Origin of the sequence: Stenotrophomonas maltophilia (assembly GCF_004920835.1) — a bacterium.
Lineage (GTDB): Bacteria > Pseudomonadota > Gammaproteobacteria > Xanthomonadales > Xanthomonadaceae > Stenotrophomonas > Stenotrophomonas maltophilia_AQ.
In genome coordinates this window covers 20709-38605 of sequence record NZ_QFHO01000009.1, presented here as the reverse complement: position 1 = coordinate 38605, position 17897 = coordinate 20709, and the positions used below count along the sequence as shown (strand labels likewise).

Annotated in this window: 20 protein-coding genes; 14 read left to right on the top strand and 6 right to left on the bottom strand. The window is 66.9% G+C overall.

Going from position 1 to position 17897, the window contains the following annotated elements; genetic code table 11:
* Window positions 1-132 precede the first annotated feature (132 nt).
* The 3 genes from cgtA to rplU form a co-directional block, all read right to left on the bottom strand.
* A complete protein-coding gene (gene cgtA / locus DI041_RS08620; protein WP_136638355.1) occupies window positions 133-1185 on the bottom strand; it encodes an Obg family GTPase CgtA in 1053 nt (350 codons plus the stop codon).
* A gap of 216 nt (window positions 1186-1401) precedes the next feature.
* Window positions 1402-1665, bottom strand: coding sequence for a 50S ribosomal protein L27 (rpmA, locus tag DI041_RS08615; protein WP_004148333.1), 264 nt, complete (start codon window positions 1663-1665; stop codon window positions 1402-1404).
* Between the two features lie 11 nt (window positions 1666-1676).
* Window positions 1677-1994 carry a 50S ribosomal protein L21 gene (gene rplU, locus DI041_RS08610; protein WP_004148331.1) on the bottom strand — a complete coding sequence of 106 codons (318 nt, stop codon included), beginning with the start codon at window positions 1992-1994 and terminating at the stop codon, window positions 1677-1679.
* A gap of 318 nt (window positions 1995-2312) precedes the next feature.
* Between rplU and uvrA the strand changes: the two genes are divergently transcribed.
* From uvrA to DI041_RS08595, 3 genes are all read left to right on the top strand, one after another.
* A complete protein-coding gene (uvrA, locus tag DI041_RS08605; RefSeq protein ID WP_136638356.1) occupies window positions 2313-5303 on the top strand; it encodes an excinuclease ABC subunit UvrA in 2991 nt (996 codons plus the stop codon).
* Window positions 5303-5710 (top strand): acyl-CoA thioesterase, encoded by a 408-nt coding sequence (locus tag DI041_RS08600; RefSeq protein ID WP_136638357.1) that lies wholly within the window; start codon window positions 5303-5305, stop codon window positions 5708-5710. Before uvrA ends, DI041_RS08600 begins: the two co-directional genes overlap by 1 nt.
* 97 nt (window positions 5711-5807) lie before the next feature.
* Window positions 5808-6533: an enolase gene (locus DI041_RS08595; protein ID WP_136638358.1), complete on the top strand. Its 726-nt coding sequence runs from the start codon at window positions 5808-5810 to the stop codon at window positions 6531-6533.
* Window positions 6534-6587: 54 nt separating this feature from the next.
* Here DI041_RS08595 and DI041_RS08590 read toward each other — a convergent pair whose 3' ends face one another.
* On the bottom strand, window positions 6588-7034 hold the full coding sequence (locus DI041_RS08590; RefSeq protein ID WP_136638359.1) for a copper chaperone PCu(A)C: 447 nt from the start codon (window positions 7032-7034) through the stop codon (window positions 6588-6590).
* Between the two features lie 34 nt (window positions 7035-7068).
* Between DI041_RS08590 and DI041_RS08585 the strand changes: the two genes are divergently transcribed.
* From DI041_RS08585 to DI041_RS08570, 4 genes are all read left to right on the top strand, one after another.
* Window positions 7069-7845 (top strand): enoyl-CoA hydratase/isomerase family protein, encoded by a 777-nt coding sequence (locus DI041_RS08585; protein ID WP_012510409.1) that lies wholly within the window; start codon window positions 7069-7071, stop codon window positions 7843-7845.
* Window positions 7846-7944: 99 nt separating this feature from the next.
* Complete coding sequence (gene tesB, locus DI041_RS08580; RefSeq protein ID WP_004148214.1) at window positions 7945-8865, top strand: acyl-CoA thioesterase II; 921 nt, start codon at window positions 7945-7947, stop codon at window positions 8863-8865.
* A gap of 4 nt (window positions 8866-8869) precedes the next feature.
* Window positions 8870-9379: a pathogenicity-like protein gene (locus DI041_RS08575; RefSeq protein ID WP_046988009.1), complete on the top strand. Its 510-nt coding sequence runs from the start codon at window positions 8870-8872 to the stop codon at window positions 9377-9379.
* A 173-nt stretch (window positions 9380-9552) separates the two neighbouring features.
* Window positions 9553-10770, top strand: a complete 1218-nt coding sequence (locus DI041_RS08570; RefSeq protein ID WP_136638360.1) for an RNA polymerase sigma factor — start codon at window positions 9553-9555, stop codon at window positions 10768-10770.
* A gap of 51 nt (window positions 10771-10821) precedes the next feature.
* On the opposite strand, the gene DI041_RS08565 is transcribed toward DI041_RS08570, so the two are convergent.
* Complete coding sequence (locus DI041_RS08565; protein ID WP_136638361.1) at window positions 10822-11385, bottom strand: EF-hand domain-containing protein; 564 nt, start codon at window positions 11383-11385, stop codon at window positions 10822-10824.
* A gap of 156 nt (window positions 11386-11541) precedes the next feature.
* Between DI041_RS08565 and DI041_RS08560 the strand changes: the two genes are divergently transcribed.
* Entirely contained in the window at window positions 11542-12297 is a 756-nt protein-coding gene (locus DI041_RS08560) for an arginyltransferase (RefSeq protein WP_046985248.1), read from the top strand.
* 38 nt (window positions 12298-12335) lie between these two features.
* Window positions 12336-13544, top strand: a complete 1209-nt coding sequence (locus DI041_RS08555) for an endonuclease/exonuclease/phosphatase family protein (RefSeq protein WP_046985247.1) — start codon at window positions 12336-12338, stop codon at window positions 13542-13544.
* Between the two features lie 76 nt (window positions 13545-13620).
* Here DI041_RS08555 and purT read toward each other — a convergent pair whose 3' ends face one another.
* Window positions 13621-14808, bottom strand: coding sequence for a formate-dependent phosphoribosylglycinamide formyltransferase (gene purT / locus DI041_RS08550; protein WP_046985246.1), 1188 nt, complete (start codon window positions 14806-14808; stop codon window positions 13621-13623).
* A 137-nt stretch (window positions 14809-14945) separates the two neighbouring features.
* On the opposite strand from purT, the gene DI041_RS08545 reads away from it, so the two are divergent.
* Genes DI041_RS08545 through DI041_RS08525 form a run of 5 tightly spaced genes read left to right on the top strand, consistent with a single transcriptional unit; the run spans window position 14946 to window position 17644 of the window.
* On the top strand, window positions 14946-15827 hold the full coding sequence (locus DI041_RS08545; protein WP_004148136.1) for an SPFH domain-containing protein: 882 nt from the start codon (window positions 14946-14948) through the stop codon (window positions 15825-15827).
* A 45-nt stretch (window positions 15828-15872) separates the two neighbouring features.
* Complete coding sequence (locus DI041_RS08540) at window positions 15873-16052, top strand: type II toxin-antitoxin system antitoxin (protein WP_004148134.1); 180 nt, start codon at window positions 15873-15875, stop codon at window positions 16050-16052.
* Window positions 16049-16228: a DUF4177 domain-containing protein gene (locus DI041_RS08535; protein ID WP_004148133.1), complete on the top strand. Its 180-nt coding sequence runs from the start codon at window positions 16049-16051 to the stop codon at window positions 16226-16228. The genes DI041_RS08540 and DI041_RS08535 overlap by 4 nt, the downstream gene beginning before the upstream one ends.
* A 3-nt stretch (window positions 16229-16231) precedes the next feature.
* A complete protein-coding gene (locus tag DI041_RS08530) occupies window positions 16232-16825 on the top strand; it encodes a PH domain-containing protein (RefSeq protein ID WP_046985245.1) in 594 nt (197 codons plus the stop codon).
* 9 nt (window positions 16826-16834) lie between these two features.
* Window positions 16835-17644, top strand: coding sequence for a M15 family metallopeptidase (locus DI041_RS08525; protein WP_136638362.1), 810 nt, complete (start codon window positions 16835-16837; stop codon window positions 17642-17644).
* Window positions 17645-17897 lie beyond the last annotated feature (253 nt).

Genomic DNA, 17897 nt, shown 5'->3' with positions numbered 1-17897 from the left:
GCTTCGGCCGGGTTTTTTGTTGCCTGCACGCCCGGGGCCAGATCCCTTTTCCAGCGGAAAAGGGATCCGACCCCAACAACAAAAAAAACCCGGCCGAAGCCGGGTTTTTCACGCGGAACCACAACGTCATCGTTACGCGTTGCGGGCAGCTTCCAGCTCATCTTCCTTCTGGCGATCAAAGAACGCCATGATCCGGCTCATGATCGGGAAGGTGCCTTCGCGACCCAGCGCGGAAACCAGGAACCACGGCTCCTTCCAGCCCAGCTCAGCGACGATCTGCTCGGCCGCAGCCTTGGCCTCGTCCTCGAACATCAGGTCAGCCTTGTTCAGCACCAGCCAGCGCGGCTTCTGCAGCAGCTCCGGGTCATGCTTCTCCAGCTCACGCTCGATGGCACGTACCTGCTCGACCGGGGAAATGCCTTCCACGCCGCCTTCCATGGGGGAAATGTCCACCAGGTGCAGCAGCAGGCGGGTGCGCTGCAGATGGCGCAGGAACTGCGCGCCCAGGCCGGCACCGTCGGCGGCGCCTTCGATCAGGCCCGGAATGTCGGCAATCACGAAGCTGCGGTAGTTCTCAACCTTCACCACACCCAGGTTCGGGTACAGCGTGGTGAACGGGTAATCGGCCACCTTAGGCGTCGCCGCCGAAACGGCACGGATCAGGGTGCTCTTGCCAGCGTTGGGGAAGCCGAGCAGGCCGACATCGGCCAGCAGCTTCAGCTCCAGCTTCAGCGTGCGCTCTTCGCCCGGCTCGCCCGGCAGCGCCTGGCGCGGCGAGCGATTGGTCGAGCTCTTGAAGTGCATGTTGCCGAGGCCACCACGACCGCCCTGCGCCACCAGCATGCGATCGCCATGCTGGGTCAGGTCGCCGATGACTTCGTCGGTGGCCACATTGATGATCACGGTGCCAACCGGCACGGTGATGGTCAGGTCTTCGCCACCCTTGCCATAGGCCTGGCGGCCCATGCCGTTCTCGCCGCGCTGCGCCTTGAAGATGCGGTCATGGCGGAAGTCGACCAGGGTGTTCAGGTTTTCGTCGGCGCGGATGTACACGCTGCCGCCCGCACCGCCGTCGCCGCCGTCCGGGCCGCCGAGCGGAATGAACTTCTCGCGACGGAAGCCAATGCAGCCGTTGCCGCCGTTGCCGGCGAACACTTCGATTTCTGCTTCGTCTACCAGTTTCATTGTTTCGATGCCTGCGATGGGCGCGGCCTGCGTGCCGCCGCCTTGCTTGAATGTCGGGCCGGATGTGCTCCGGCTGCCGGGGCTGCGCCCCGCGATCGGGCCGTGCCCGTTGTACCACTGATTCCAACGAAAAGCCCCGCCGAAGCGGGGCTCTTCATGCAGCGTGCGATTCGACCAGCAACACCATGCCGGGGCATGGCAGCCAGCCAAGCCTTATCAGGCTTCGACCGACACGACGCTGACGGTGCGACGCTTCTTGGCGCCCTTGACCGAGAACTCCACCTTGCCGTCCACGAGGGCGAACAGGGTGTGGTCACGGCCCAGGCCAACGCCGGAACCCGGGTGGAACTGGGTGCCGCGCTGACGCACGATGATGTTGCCGGCTTCGATGGCCTGGCCACCGAAGATCTTGACGCCGAGGTACTTCGGGTTGGAGTCGCGACCGTTGCGCGAAGAGCCTACGCCTTTTTTATGTGCCATGACCTATCTCCTTACTTGCTGCCACCGGCAATGCCGGTGATCTCGATTTCGGTGTAGTACTGACGGTGACCCTGACGCTTCATGTGGTGCTTGCGGCGACGGAACTTGATGATCCGGACCTTGTCAGCACGACCCTGGGACAGGACGGTGGCAGTGACCGCAGCGCCGCTCAGGGCGTCGCCGATCTTGATGCCATCGCTGTCGCCGAGCAGCAGGATGTTGTCGAACTTGATCTCGCTGCCGACTTCGACTTCGAGCTTTTCAATGCGGAGCTTTTCGCCCTGCGCCACGCGGTATTGCTTACCGCCGGTGACCAGTACTGCGTACATGACCAGACTTCCTCTGTAGTTATTGTGGTCTATGGACTGCCGCCATCGAGGGCGGACAGGAGCGGAATTGTACGTGGACCACCGGGGACGGGTCAAGTCAACCCCTGAACGGCTCTGGAGGCCGGGCCGGAACGGGGTCAGATCCCTTTTCACCGTGTGAAAAGGGATCTGACCCCCGCCTGTCGGGCGGTCTCAGCAGGTGAGACTCCGGGCTGGCATTGTCGCCCATTGCCCCCATCTGGTCACCTCGGTAGGCTGACCGATTGCCGTTCCCTGCTGGCCCGGCATCCAGCCAACGCCCCCACAACCGGATCCCCCATGGCGATGGATTTCATCCGCATCCGCGGCGCGCGGACGCACAACCTGAAGAACCTCGACCTCGACCTGCCCCGCGACAAGCTGATCGTGATCACCGGCCTGTCCGGTTCGGGCAAGTCCTCGCTGGCGTTCGACACCATCTATGCAGAAGGCCAGCGCCGCTACGTCGAGTCGCTGTCGGCCTATGCGCGCCAGTTCCTGAGCGTGATGGAAAAGCCAGACCTGGACCACATCGAAGGCCTGTCCCCGGCCATCTCGATCGAGCAGAAGTCGACCTCGCACAACCCGCGTTCGACGGTCGGCACGATCACCGAGATCTACGATTACCTGCGCCTGCTGTATGCCCGCGTCGGCACTCCGCGCTGCCCGGACCATGGCTACCCGCTGGAAGCGCAGACGGTCAGCCAGATGGTCGACCACGTGCTGACGCTGGATCCGGAGCAGCGCTACATGCTGCTGGCGCCGGTGATCCGCGACCGCAAGGGCGAGCACGCCCAGGTGTTCGACCAGCTGCGCGCGCAGGGCTTCGTGCGCGTGCGCGTGGATGGCGAGCTGTACGAGATCGACGAGGTGCCAGCGCTGGCACTGCGCCAGAAACACACCATCGAAGCGGTGATCGACCGCTTCCGCCCGCGCGAGGACATCAAGCAGCGCCTGGCCGAGAGCTTCGAGACTGCGCTGAAGCTGGGCGACGGCATGGCCTCGGTGCAGAGCCTGGACACCGCCGACAGCACGCCGACGCTGTTCTCCTCCAAGTATTCCTGCCCGGTCTGCGATTACTCGCTGCCTGAGCTGGAACCGCGCCTGTTCTCGTTCAATGCGCCGATGGGCGCCTGCCCCGGCTGCGATGGCCTGGGCATGGCCGAGTTCTTCGATCCCTCGCGCGTGGTCGTGCACCCGGAGCTGTCGCTGGCCGCCGGCGCCGTGCGTGGCTGGGACCGTCGCAACGCCTATTACTTCCAGCTGATCGCCTCGCTGGCCAAGCACTACAAGTTCGATGTCGACGCGGCGTGGAATTCGTTGCCGGACAGCGTGCAGCAAGCCGTGCTGTATGGCAGCGGCGATGAAGCGATCACCTTCACCTACTTCACCGAAGCCGGTGGCCGTACCCAGCGCAAGCACCGCTTCGAGGGCATCATTCCCAACCTCGAACGCCGCTACAAGGAAACCGAGTCGCCGGCGGTGCGCGAGGAGCTGTCCAAGTACATCAGCGAACGGCCGTGCCCGGAATGCAACGGCGCGCGCCTGAACAAGGCCGCGCGCAACGTGTTCGTGGCCGACCGCCCGCTGCCCGAGCTGGTGGTGCTGCCGATCGACGAGGCACTGAAGTTCTTCAGTGAACTGAGCCTGCCGGGCTGGCGTGGCGAGATCGCCGCGAAGATCGTCAAGGAGATCGGCGAACGCCTCGGCTTCCTGGTCGATGTCGGCCTGGATTACCTGACCCTGGAGCGCAAGGCCGACACCCTGTCCGGTGGCGAGGCACAGCGCATCCGCCTGGCCAGCCAGATCGGTGCCGGCCTGGTCGGCGTGATGTACGTGCTCGACGAGCCATCGATCGGCCTGCACCAGCGCGACAACGAACGCCTGCTCGGTACGCTCACCCGCCTGCGCGACCTGGGCAACACGGTGATCGTGGTCGAGCATGACGAGGACGCGATCCGCCTGGCGGACTACGTGCTGGACATCGGTCCGGGCGCGGGCGTGCACGGTGGTGAGATCGTCGGCCAGGGCACCCTGCAGGACATCCTGGAGGCACCGCGCTCGCTGACCGGCCAGTACCTGTCCGGCAAGCGTGCGATCGAGATCCCCGCGCGCCGGCACAAGCCGAACCCGAAGATGACGCTGCACCTGCGCGGCGCCAGCGGCAACAACCTGAAGGGCGTGGACCTGGCGATTCCGTCGGGCCTGCTGACCTGCGTGACCGGCGTGTCCGGCTCGGGCAAGTCGACCCTGATCAACGACACCCTGTTCTCGCTGGCTGCCAACGAGATCAACGGTGCCTCGCACCCGATCGCCCCCTACAAGGAGATCGATGGCCTGGATCTGTTCGACAAGGTGGTGGACATCGACCAGTCGCCGATCGGCCGCACCCCGCGCTCGAACCCGGCCACCTACACCGGTCTGTTCACCCCCCTGCGCGAACTGTTCGCCCAGGTGCCCGAAGCACGTGCACGCGGCTACTCGCCGGGCCGCTTCAGCTTCAACGTGCGCGGTGGCCGCTGCGAGGCCTGCCAGGGCGATGGTCTGATCAAGGTCGAGATGCACTTCCTGCCGGACGTGTATGTGCCCTGCGATGTCTGCCACGGCAAGCGCTACAACCGCGAGACGCTGGAGATCGTCTACAAGGGCTTCAACATCAGCGACGTGCTGGAAATGACCGTCGAGGATGCACTGAAGCTGTTCGAGCCCGTGCCATCGATCGCGCGCAAGCTGGAGACACTGGTCGACGTCGGCCTGAGCTACATCAAGCTGGGCCAGAGCGCGACCACGCTGTCCGGCGGTGAAGCGCAGCGCGTGAAGCTGTCCAAGGAACTGTCGCGCCGCGATACCGGCCGCACCCTGTACATCCTCGACGAGCCGACCACCGGCCTGCACTTCCACGACATCGAAGCGCTGCTGGGCGTGTTGCACAAGCTGCGCGACGAAGGCAACACGGTGGTGGTGATCGAGCACAACCTGGACGTGATCAAGACCGCCGACTGGATCGTCGATCTCGGTCCGGAAGGTGGCCATCGCGGTGGCACCATCCTGGTCACCGGTACGCCGGAAGACGTGGCGGCCTGCCCGCAGTCGTACACCGGCCAGTTCCTGGCCCGCATGCTGCCATCCACCAGCGCGCGCCCGGACCAGCCCGCCGCCGTGGCCAACAAGCCCGATGCGCGCCCGCCGCGCAAGGTCAAGCCGGAGAAGCCGGCGAAGAAGGCGGCCGCTGCCAAGAGCACCGGCAAGGCCAGCAAGACCGCTTCGCCCCGCAAGAAGAAGGATGCCTGATGAGCAACGAGCACAAGATCCTGGCACGCGTTCCGATCAGCGTGCGCTGGCGTGACATGGACAGCATGGGCCATGTGAACAACGCCAAGTACATCTCCTACCTGGAAGAAGCGCGCGTGCGCTGGATGCTGGGTGTGGAAGGCGTGTCGATGACCGACCGCATCGCACCGGTGGTGGCCGCGACCAACGTCAACTACCGGCTGCCGATCGTATGGCCCAACGACATCCTGGTCGAACTGTTCGTCGAGCGCCTGGGCAACAGCAGCGTGACCATCGGCCACCGCATCGTCGACCAGCAGGACGAGTCGAAGCTGTATTCGGATGGCAACGTGGTGGTGGTGTGGATGGATACGCAGACCGGCAAGAGCGCACCGTTGCCGGACGCGATCCGCAGCGCCTCCAGCTGACATGCCCTGGTAGGTGCCGACCTTGGTCGGCACGCTTCGGCGGCAATGAGGTTGCCGGCCAGCGGCCGGCGCTACCGATCCCGTTCAAAGGACTGACATGATCCACCAGACTGAACTGCGCGACCTGCTGCCCGGCATGGTCCCCTTCCCCACCGACGTCTTCACTGCCGACCAGGCCTGGCTCGGCCAGCACCTGCTGCCGCTGCTGAAGATCGACCTGGGCGTACTGCGACCGGAACTGGCCGGCCAGGTGGCAACGATGCTGTGCCCGATCGAGCCGTATGACGGCTGCATCGGCGAGACCACCGAAGAGCACCACAACGCGTTCACCGGCACCAACTGGATCGCCTTCGAGCTGACCGCTTGCAACGAGATGCGCTTCCTCGGCAACGAGGGTTATTTCATCGGCGATGCGGTGCAGGACAAGGATGCGCAGGAGCACATCGCGCAGATGCGCGAGAGCTACGCCAAGGCCCGCGATTACCATGCCACGCACGGTCGCCTCGCCTGCTACTCGCGCTACGGCAAGGGTGAGCCCAGCGAGCGCGATTATCTGGATACGCTGGGGGGACAGATTTCCTGCGGCAACTGGATCGAGACGGCTGACATCCCGAGCGCCTTCACTCTGGAATTCACCGACGCCGCCAACGACCGGCATGCGCCGGATGATGCGGAGCTGGCAATCATCCGCCGCGATGGCAACACGTTCTTCGCAGTGGCCGAAGTGGCCGGCTACAACTGGTGCGCTACTGGCGCCGATGCGATCGTGATGCTGTACGAGCCGGTAAGCCGCACGGTGCTGTTCTCGTACGACTGGTCGTAAAGCCTCACCGCGCTACGCGCTCGCCGGGCATGGCCCGGCGGAACGGGCAGCGCATCACGGGGCAGCCTTGCGCACGGTCAGCGTCGCGCTCGCTTCACTGCCGCCTTCCAGTTGCAGCCGCAGCGGCAGCGCCTGGCCTTCCTTCAACGGGCCCTTGCCCTGCATCAGCATCAGGTGCAGGCCACCGGGCTTGAGTTCGGCGCGCGCGCCCGGTGCCAGCGGCAGGCGCTCGATCGCGCGCATCCGGCTGACGCCATCGACAATCGTGGTCTCGTGCAGCGACACATCAGCGAAGCCGCTGCTGGTCGCCCCGGTGATCGCCACCGCCTTGCTGCAGCCGTTGTGGATCACGCCGTAGCCGGCGGTCATCGGCATCGCCGGGTTCGGCGGCAGCCGCGCCCAGCCCTGCTCCACCTTGACGCAGTCCGGTTCCGCCGCCGACGCCGATGCTGCGGCCGCACACAGAACCAACAGTACGCCAACGAATGGTTTGGTTATCATCGCCCAGGTTCCTTCTTCGCAACGAGACCGCAGCATGACGACGCTCATCGAGGTGATCAACCATGGCCCCATCCGCGAACTGCGCCTGGCGCGGCCGCCGGTCAACGCGCTGGACACCGAACTGTGCCGGCAGTTGATCCATGCCATCGAGCTGGCCATGGCTGAAGACGCGCACGGCATAGTGCTGTCGGGCAGCGAGCGCGTCTTCACGGGCGGCATGGACGTGCCGCACCTGCTCTCGCATGGCGATGACAAGCACAAGCTTCTGGACACCTGGAACGCTTTCTTCGGCGCCGTGCGCACGCTGGCCGAGAGCCGCATTCCTGTGGTCGCGGCGATCACCGGCCACGCGCCGGCCGGTGGCTGCGTGCTGGCCCTGTGCTGCGATTACCGGGTGATGGCGCGCAGCGCCGATCCGTCGCGCCCGTATGCGATCGGCCTGAACGAAGTGCAGGTGGGCCTGATCGCGCCGGAGGGCATCCAGCGCCTGCTGCGCCGCGCAGTCGGCGTGCACCGCGCCGGCGTCCTGCTGACCACCGGTTCGCTGGTGCCTGCCGAACAGGCCGTGCAGATCGGCCTGGTCGATGAACTGGCCGAGGGCGACCTGGTGGTGGCACGTGCGGTGGCCTGGCTGCAGAACCTGCTCAAGCAACCGCGCCAGCCGATGCTGCTGACCCGCGCGATTGCCCGTGCCGACCTGCACGTGGCGCTGCAACCGGACCTGATCCAGCTCGACCGCTTCGTCGAGGCCTGGTTCGCCCCGGATGCGCAGAACGCCCTGCAGGCGCTGGTCGCCCGGCTGGGCAAGTAACGGTCGCCCGCGCCCGGGGTGGCGCCCGGGGTCAGATCCCTTTCGCAATGCGAAAGGGATCTGACCCCTGACCGGTATAATCGGGCCTTCTTCATTGCTGTGGCCGCCCCCTTGAACGACACGCCCGAACCCGTCGTCTCCGAGCTGATCGACCTGCTCACCCTGGAGCGGCTGGAGGACAACCTGTTCCGCGGGCAGAGCCGCGACATCGGAACCAAGTACGTGTTCGGCGGGCAGGTGCTGGGCCAGGCGCTGGCTGCGGCACAGGCCACGGTCGACAACGGCCGCCACGTGCACTCGCTGCACGCCTACTTCCTGCGCGCCGGCAACATCGACCACCCGATCGTCTACGACGTGGACCGTACCCGCGACGGCGGCAGCTTCTCGGTGCGCCGGGTCACTGCGATCCAGCACGGCAAGGTGATCTTCTTCTGCGCGGCCTCGTTCCAGCAGGCCGAAACCGGTGCCGAGCATCAGCACAAGATGCCCGAAGTACCGCAGCCGGAAGACATCGAGCCGAACCGCCCGCTGCCGGCTGAAGTGCTGGAACGGCTGCCGATCAAGGTGCAGCGCTGGCTGTCGCGCGGCGGCCCGTTCGAGTTCCGCCATGTCTATCCGCGCGATGAACTCAATCCGCCCAAGCGCCCGCCCTACCACCAGGTGTGGCTGCGCCTGAGTGAGCCGGTCGGCGATGCGCCCGAGCTGCACCAGGCGCTGCTGGCCTATGCCTCGGACTTCCACCTGCTGGGCACCGCCACGTTCCCGCATGGCATCAGCTACTACCACCCGCACGTGCAGATGGCCTCGCTCGACCACGCGATCTGGTTCCACCGCCCGTTCCGCGCCGACGACTGGCTGCTGTACTCGCTGGACAGCCCCAGCGCGCAGGATTCGCGCGGTCTGGCCCGCGGCCAGTTCTTCACCCGCAACGGCGTACTCGTCGCCAGCACCGCGCAGGAAGGCCTGATCCGCGTCGTTCCCGACCAGGCAGCAGCGGCCGCCGTGCCGGCCAAGGATTGATCCGATGCGTCAGATTTTCAGCAGCCAGCGCGTGGAAACCGTCGAAGGCGTCGCCGAGCTCCTGCGCGAGCATGGCATCGAGGTCAAGGTGACCAATGGGCGCTCGTACAAGACCCGTCGACGTGGCCAGTTCAGCTATACCGAACTGGGCAACGCCAACGCCTACCCCGCTGTGTGGATCGTGCGTGCCGACGACCAGCCGCGCGCCCGCGAGATCCTGCGCGACGCACGCCTGCTCGACACCACCCGCCGCGATCATCCCACCGCCGAGTTCGCTTTCCGCGATGACGTCGCCGCCCCCAGCGGCGGCCGCGGCTGGGCCTGGCGCATCCGCATCGGCCTGCTGGTGATCATCGCCGGCGTGGCGCTGGTGATCGGCCTGCGCCATCGGGGCGCCCCGGCGCCGGTCGCACCGGCCGCTGCCCCGCAGGCCCAGCCGCAGCCGACGCAACCGGCCCCGCAGGCGGCACCGGAAGAGGAAGAAGTGCGGGTCCGGATCCAGCCCGCAAAGTAACCGGGTGCGGTAGCGCCGGGCCATGCCCGGCGAGCGCAGCGGCCTGCATCAGCAGCCGTGTCGCCCTGTAGAAGGGCCGCCGGCATGGCCCGGCGCTACCGTGACAAATGACCGGTCACAAACCGGCACGCGGCTCCGTCATGGGACACAATCCCAGCAGGAGAGCCGCCGCCATGACGACCTTCGCCGCATCGATCGACCAGACCCTGGAACGCGAACTGCCTGCGGCCGCTGGCGGCTGCCAGCATGCCTATGGCCGCATCGTGCTGGCCTGCCAGAACACGGTCACCGCCATCGCGCTGGCCATTACCCGCGACCGCCAGGCCAGTGAGGACATCGCCCAGGAAGCGTTCGTGAAGGGCTGGCAGCAGCTGCATCAGCTGCGCAGCTCGACCAGCTTCCTGCCCTGGCTGCGGCAGATCACCCGCAACCTGGCCCGCGACTGGCTGCGCGCGCAGCGCGGCCGGCCACTGACCGGCGAGGCGGCCGAAGTGGCGATGGGCATGGCCGCCGACCCGTCGCCGGGCGCGGCCGACCGCCTGCAGCGGGTGGAGGAAGAGATCGCCGCCGAGGACATCATTTCCGCCTTGCCCGCCGACAGCCGCGAAGTGCTGTTGCTGTACTACCGCGAAGGCCAGCGCTCGCAGCAGGTGGCCGACCTGCTTGGGCTCAGTGACGCCGCCGTGCGCAAGCGCCTGTCGCGCGCCCGCGCGCTGGTGCGCGATGGCCTGCTGCAGCGCTTCGGCGAATTCGCCCGCAACAGTGCGCCGAGCGCGGCATTCGCCACCGCCGTGGTGTCGATGGTGCTGGTGGCCGCGCCCGGCACGGCCAGCGCCGCGATCCTGCTCGGCACCGGCGTCGGCATCGGCGGCAGCAAGCTTGGCCTCGGCGGCGCCAGCGCTGCGGGCGGAACCGCGATGGGCTCGTTGACCGCCACGCTGGGCCAACTGCACGTGCTGCCGGCCGAAAGCTGGGGGGCGGTCATTGGCGGCGTGGTCGGTGGTGCGATCGGCAGCTATCTGGGCGGACGCTTCCTGATGTCGTACACCGAAACGGCGTCCGAGCGCGCCGACGTGCGCCGCTTCCTCTACCTCAACATCATCACGGGCATGTTCTGGTGCCTGGCGATCCTGCTTGCGGTACTGCTGCAGACACCGGTCTGGGCACAGCTGACGGTACTGGCCGTGGGCCTGGGGGTGGTCAACTACCAGTGCCTGGTGCCGCTGCAACGGGTGATGGCACCGATGATCGCGCGCGATTCGGCACGGCGCGGGCGCACCGGGACCAACTGGAAGTACGAATCCATGTATGGCCGCACCGGCATCATCGCGATGAACCTGATGGTCATCGCGCTGGTGCTGTATTCGCTGGCACGCAGCGGCCGCCTGTAGCGGACAACGCCGGCAGTGCGCCGGCGTTGTCGTCGATCATTGCAATGAAACTCAGCGCTGCGGCTTCGGCGCGGCACCGTCACGCGGACCGCCATGGCGCGGGCCACCGTGCATCGGGCCCTTGGCGGCATCGAACTCGGCCTTGCTCAGCTGGCCATCCTTGTTGGTGTCGGCGGCGGCGAACCAGGCATCACGATGCTGCTTCATGCGCAGCTCGCGGTCAGCCTTGTCCAGGTAACCGTCCTTGTTGAGGTCGAGCTGATCGAAGCGCGCGGCCAGGCGCGGATCGGCCTTGGCTTCCTCGCGGCTGATGCGGCCGTCCTTGTTGACGTCCAGCTTGGCCCAGCGCTCACCGCCGTGGCCACCGCGGCGACCATGCTGCCAGCGCGGCAGCTCATCGCGCGAGAGCTTGCCGTCCTTGTTCTTGTCCAGCTCGTCGAACTTCGCGGCCAGGCGCGGGTTGGCAGCGGCCTCGCTGCGGTCGATGACGCCGTCGCCGTTGGTGTCCAGCTTGGCCGGGCGCTGCGCCGGCGTGGTCGGGGTGTCGGCCGCGAGCGCGATACCGGTAGCGGAAGTGCCGAGCAGCAGGGCCAGCAGCAGGGGGGTACGGATCATGGGGTCACTCCTGGGTATGGGGATTGCGTCGGGGTGATCACTTCACCCTCGGGAGACAACAACGCCCGGGCGCGACATCGGTTGACGCCGCTGCCGATTCCATTCATCCGGCGGACAGTCGCCGCCACTGCGACAGGCTGGGGCTATGCTGTGCCCATGGCGATTCACGGCGACAGAGACGACGAACTGCGACTTTTCCAGACCGGCGAGCACCCCTGCGGGTACTGGTCGGACCGGGCGGCACGCGACCTGGTGCTGGACCCGCACGACCGTCGTCTCGGCGGCCTGTACCCGCTGGCATTGAGCTGGGGCTTCCGCCGCAGCGGCGACCTGGTCTACCGCCCGCACTGCGCACACTGCCAGGCCTGCGTGGCGGTGCGTATTCCGGTGGCTCGCTTCGCCCCCGACCGCAGCCAGCGCCGCTGTGCCGCCCGCAATGAAGACCTGGAAGTGCGGATCACCGCCGCCACCGCCCGCGACGACCTGTTCGCGCTGTATCACCGCTACCTCACCCATCGCCACGCCAATGGCGGCATGGATGACCACGGCCCGCACGAGTTCGAGCAGTTCCTGATCGGCAGCTGGTCACACACCCGCTTCATGGAAATGCGCCTGCCGGGCCAAGATGGCCAGCCCAGCCAGCTGCTGGGTGTGGCGGTGACCGACGTCACCGAGCATGGCCTGTCGGCGGTCTACACCTTCTTCGACCCGGACCATGCCGCGCGTGGGCTGGGCACCTTCGCGATCCTGCAGCAGATCGAATGGGCCCGCCGCGAGGGCCTGCCGCACGTGTACCTGGGCTACTGGATCCGCGGGCATCAGAAGATGGACTACAAACGGCGCTATCGACCGCTGGAAGCCTACGACGGCCGCCGCTGGCACGATTTCGACGACGAACTGGACGGACGCTGACAAACCACTGACACCGGGCCGGGTGCACAATACGGCGCATGAACCTCCGACCCCAGATCCTCGCCCTGGCCCTGCTCTGCGGCGCCACCGCCCCCGCCTTCGCCACTTCCCCTGCGATGACCGAAAAGCCGTCCGCTGCGCTGCGCCTGGCCACCTACAACACCTCGCTGTACTCCGATGAGACCGGTGGCCTGATCAAGGAGCTGGAAGGCGACAGCGAGCACGCGCGCAAGATCGCCGCGGTGCTGCAGCAGGCGCGCCCGGACCTGGTGCTGCTGAACGAATTCGATTTCGACGACGCCCACCGCGCCGCCGACCTGTTCCAGAAACGCTACCTGGAAGTGGCCCAGCCCGGCGGCGGCAAGCCGCTGCACTTCGCCTACCGCTACCTGGCCCCGGTCAACACCGGCGTGCCCAGCGGCCTGGACCTGGACAACAACGGCGTGGTCGGCGGCGAAGGCCGAGGCCGCGGCAACGACGCGTGGGGCTACGGCCTGCATCCAGGCCAATACGGCATGCTGGTGCTGTCGCGCTACCCGATCGATGAAGCCAAGGTGCGCAGCTTCCAGCTGCTGAGGTGGAGTGCGATGCCAGGCGCGATCCGCCCGGTCGATCCGCGCACCGGCAAGAGTTTCTACAACGACCACGTGTGGTCGCAGCTGCGGCTGTCGTCGAAGTCGCATTGGGACGTGCCGGTGAAGACCCCGGCCGGCGTGGTGCACGCGCTGGTCTCGCACCCGACGCCGCCAGTGTTCGATGGCCCGGAAAAGCGCAATGCCGCGCGCAACCACGACGAACTGCGCCTGTGGCAGGAATACCTGTCCAAGGGTGACAAGCCGTGGCTGTGCGACGACAAGGGCCAGTGCGGCGGCCTGGCGCAGGACGCGCGCTTCGTGATCCTCGGCGACCTCAACAACGACCCGGTGGATGGTGATGGCCGCCATGAGGCGATCGTCGAACTGATCGAGAACGCCCGCGTGCTGCGCTACCCCACCCCGCGCAGCGTCGGTGCCGAACAGACCAGCCTGGCCTATGCGGCCAAGGGCATCGAGCGCAAGGGCGCACCGTTCCACGCCACCGGCGATTTCGGCCCGAAGTCCGGCACCATGCGCCTGGACTACGTGCTTCCCTCGACCGGTTTCGAGTACATCGGCAGCGGCGTGTTCTGGCCGGCCAATGAAAGCCCGGAAGCGAAGATCGCCGACGGCAGCGACCACCACCTGGTGTGGGTGGATGTGAAGCCGTAACCGGTGTCGGTGGGTACCGACCAACGGTCGGTACCCACCGAAATGCGGTCGCCGGGCATGGCCCGGCGCTACCGGTTTACGGGCGCAGTTCGACGCCGATGGCGTCGGCAGCATCACGCGCGATGGCGCGCGCTTCGTCGATGGTTTCCGCGCGCGCCAGGGTCACGCCCACGCGGCGGTGACCATGCACGCTCGGCTTGCCGAACAGGCGCACGGCGGTATCCGGCACCTGCAGTGCGGCGGCGACGTTGTTGAAGTACGGCACGCCCTCACCATGCGCCAGCAGCGCGCACGAGGCCGACGGTCCGCTCTGGCGGATCACCGGAATCGGCAGGCCGAGGATGGCGCGCGCGTGCAGCGCGAACTCGCTCAGTTCCTGCGATACCAGCGTCACCAGGCCGGTGTCGTGCGGGCGCGGCGACACTTCGCTGAACCACACCTCGTCGCCCTTCACGAACAACTCGACGCCGAACAGGCCCCAGCCGCCGAGGTCATCGGTGATCGCACGCGAGATCTCTTCGGCACGCGCCAGCGCCTTGCTCGACATCGGCTGCGGCTGCCAGCTCTCGCGGTAGTCGCCGTCCTTCTGCAGATGGCCGATCGGCGCACAGAACGAGGTGCCACCGGCATGGCGCACGGTCAGCAGGGTGATCTCGTAATCGAAGTCGATGAAGCCCTCGACGATGCAGCGACCGGCACCGGCACGACCACCGGTCTGTGCGTACTCCCACGCTGGGGCGATGTCCGCCTCGCTGCGCAGGGTGCTCTGGCCCTTGCCCGAGGACGACATCACCGGCTTGACCACGCACGGCAGGCCGATGGCAGCCACGGCTGCACGGTACTCGGCTTCGGTATCGACGAAGCGGTACGGCGAGGTCGGCAGGCCCAGGGTTTCGGCGGCGAGGCGGCGGATGCCCTCGCGGTCCATGGTCAGGCGTGCGGCGCGTGCGGTCGGGATCACCCGCAGGCCCTGCTCCTGTTCCAGCTGCACCAGGGTCTCGGTGTGGATGGCCTCGATCTCCGGCACCACCAGGTGTGGCTGCTCTTGGGCGATCAGCGCACGCAGGGCCATCGCATCCAGCATGTCGATCACGTGCGAGCGGTGCGCCACCTGCATGGCCGGGGCATCGGCATAGCGGTCGGCGGCGATCACTTCCACGCCCAGCCGCTGCAGCTCGATGGCCACCTCCTTGCCGAGTTCGCCCGAGCCCAGCAGCAGCACGCGGGTGGCAGAGGGGGACAACGGAGTTCCAAGCTTGGCCATGGCGGTTCCAGCAGCAATGTGAAGGCGGGGGGGCATTCTAGCTGGCCGGGCACCCAGGCCATGGCATCCGACGAACGGTCGCCCTTATGTGATATCACTTTGATATCTTCATTTCGAACCCTCAAGGACGTACCGCCATGAAAGAGAAGTCGCTGTCTTCCCTCAACGGCCTCGGCACGCTGGCCGGCGCCCTGCTTGTCGCCCTCGCCGGCGGCGCCCTGTTCGTACTGGGGGTGGCAGCCAAGGCCAGCACCGGCTCCCCGAACCTGCTGCTGATGCTGGTCGGCATCCTGGTGGCGGCGCTGGCGATCTTCGCTCTGGCCGGCCTGTACACGGTCCAGCCCAACCAGGCGGCCGTGCTGAGCCTGTTCGGCAAATACGTGGGCACGGTGAAGGACAACGGCCTGCGCTGGAACAACCCCTTCTACAGCAAGCGCCGGGTCAGCCAGCGCGTGCGCAATTTCGAGAGCGGCAAGCTGAAGGTCAACGAGCTCGATGGCAGCCCGATCGAGATCGCTGCGGTGATCGTGTGGCAGGTGGTCGATGCGTCTGAAGCGGTCTACAACGTGGACGACTACGAGAGCTTCGTGCACATCCAGTCCGAATCGGCGCTGCGTGCGATGGCCACCAGTTACCCCTACGACCAGCACGAAGAAGGCCAGCTCGCGCTGCGCAGCCACGCCAGCGAGATCTCCCAGCACCTGAAGAACGAACTGGCCGAGCGCCTGGCCGATGCCGGCGTGCAGGTGATCGACGCACGCATCAGCCACCTCGCCTACGCCGCCGAAATCGCCCAGGCGATGCTGCAGCGCCAGCAGGCCAATGCGGTGATCGCCGCACGTACGCGCATCGTTGCCGGTGCGGTCGGCATGGTGGAGATGGCACTGGCCGAACTGCAGAAGAATGGCGTGGTGCAGCTGGATGAGGAACGCAAGGCGCACATGGTCAGCAACCTGTTGACCGTGCTGTGCTCGGACCGCGGCACCCAGCCGATCGTCAACGCCGGCTCGCTGTACTGAGCCACCCTCGCAACGGGGCGCCCCACCGCCCCGCCAGGAGCCCCCATGAGTGAGAAGAAAGCCTATCCGCTGCGCATCAATGCCGAGGTCCTGGCCGCGGCGCAGCGCTGGGCTGATGACGAACTGCGCAGCCTCAACGCTCAGATCGAATACGTGCTGCGCGACGCGCTGCGCAAGGCAGGACGCCTGCCCAAACCCAAGGCATCGCCGGAGGACAAGGAATGAGCAAGCGCTGGAGCTACCAGACGATCGAGGTCAAGACCTCCATGATGGGCGTACTCAAGGCCGAGGATGTCCAGGCCGAGCTGGGCCGGCAGGGCCAGCTGGGCTGGGAACTGGTCAACATCATCATCCCCGCGCCGATGCGCCCGGCCATGCTGGTGTTCAAGAAGGAATCCTGAGCCATGAGCGGCAGCGATCCGAAACCGTTTGAAGTGGCCGAGAGCTCGCCGCTGCGCGTGCTCTGGGTGGTCCTTCCATTGCTTGCGGCGTTCGTGGCCTGCGTGTATGCGCAGTTGTACAAGGCACCGGCCACTGCACCCTGGATCGAAGTGACGCTCTCCCCGCCCTGGTTCCGGATGGGTGGCAGCGCAGCGTGGAGCCTGGTGGTGATCGCGCTGATGGGCATCGGGCTGGGCACGGCCTTCTTCCGGCGCCGGGTGGAACTGGCCGGTGACGTGCTGGATGTGCGCTCGACGATGTACCGTCGGCGTGTGCCGGTGGCACAGCTGCGGCTGGACCAGGCCGAGGTGGTCGATCTCAGCCGTGATCGTCGCTATGGCATCCGCTTCAAGACCAACGGCTATTCGATGCCCGGCTTCCATTCCGGCCATTTCCGCCTGCAGGGCGGTGGCAAGGGTTTCGCGCTGGTCACCGACCGTGCACGTGTTCTCGCTCTTCCGGTCAGCGATGGCAGCACGCTGCTGCTCAGCCTGGACCGGCCGCAGGCGCTGCTCGATGCCCTGCGCAAGGTGGCCGCCACCGCGCTGCCGCAGTAAGCTGGATCGATGCACCGCACCACGCCGCTGTTGATCAATACCGAAGCCATCGAGTTGTGGCCCGCCAACCTGCTGCGCGCGCGCAGCAACCTCGATGCACGCCTGCTGGCGCGTGCGCGCTGGGTGCTGCGACGCAAACGCGATGGCCGCTACCTTGCGGCGGTACTGGCGCATGGCGTGCACTCGCTGGTACCGAGCCTGCCGCGCGAGCCCGGGGTCGAGGAAGCGCTGGCGCTGCTGGACGCGGCAGTGGCACGCCCGTTCGGCGCTGCGTTGGAAGAGCAATGGCTGCCGCTGGCCGGGCTGCAGCATCGCCTGCAGCAGCTGGGTCTGGATGCACAGCGCTATGCAGACGACAGCGGCCTTCCACTGGAACCCGAGCCCTGCCTGTTGCACTTCGCCGGCCGTGATCGTTTCGCCCGCCCGTTGTGGCTGCGCCGCGGTGCCGCGCAGGGTTGGCGCCGCATGCGCCTGCACGCCGCGCGGGACGGCATTGCGCTGGACGCGATCTCCGGCTTCCGCAGCCATGCTTACCAGCTGGGCATCTTCGAACGGAAGCTGGCGCGCGGCTTGAGCGTGGCGGAGATTCTGAAGGTCAACGCCGCGCCGGGTTTCAGCGAACACCACAGCGGCCACGCGCTGGACATCGGCACACCGGGCGATGCGCCGGCCGAAGAATCGTTCGAAGCCACCGACGCGTTCGCGTGGCTGCAGGCACATGCCGGCGAGCATGGTTTCCACTTGAGCTACACGCGCGACAACCCACACGGGATCGTCTACGAACCGTGGCATTGGTGCTGGGGACCGGCCAACGGCTGAGCCCCTCGTGGCGGCCGCAAGGCGAACTCCATGGAGCTGTCCGGGCGAATGGGCTGCGCAGGAGACGCAGTCAATACGTCCCTGTAGGCTCGGGCGCCCCATCCATGGCGCTTGCGCTCCTGCGCAACCCACCCGCCCGGCCACGGACAGATTCCGCGTGCGTCCGCCACGGAATGGAACAAGAGAGCACAGGCAGAAGCGGGTCGCCTTGCTCGAAGCCTCTATAACGGATCAGCACGCGGCTGTTGGGTCC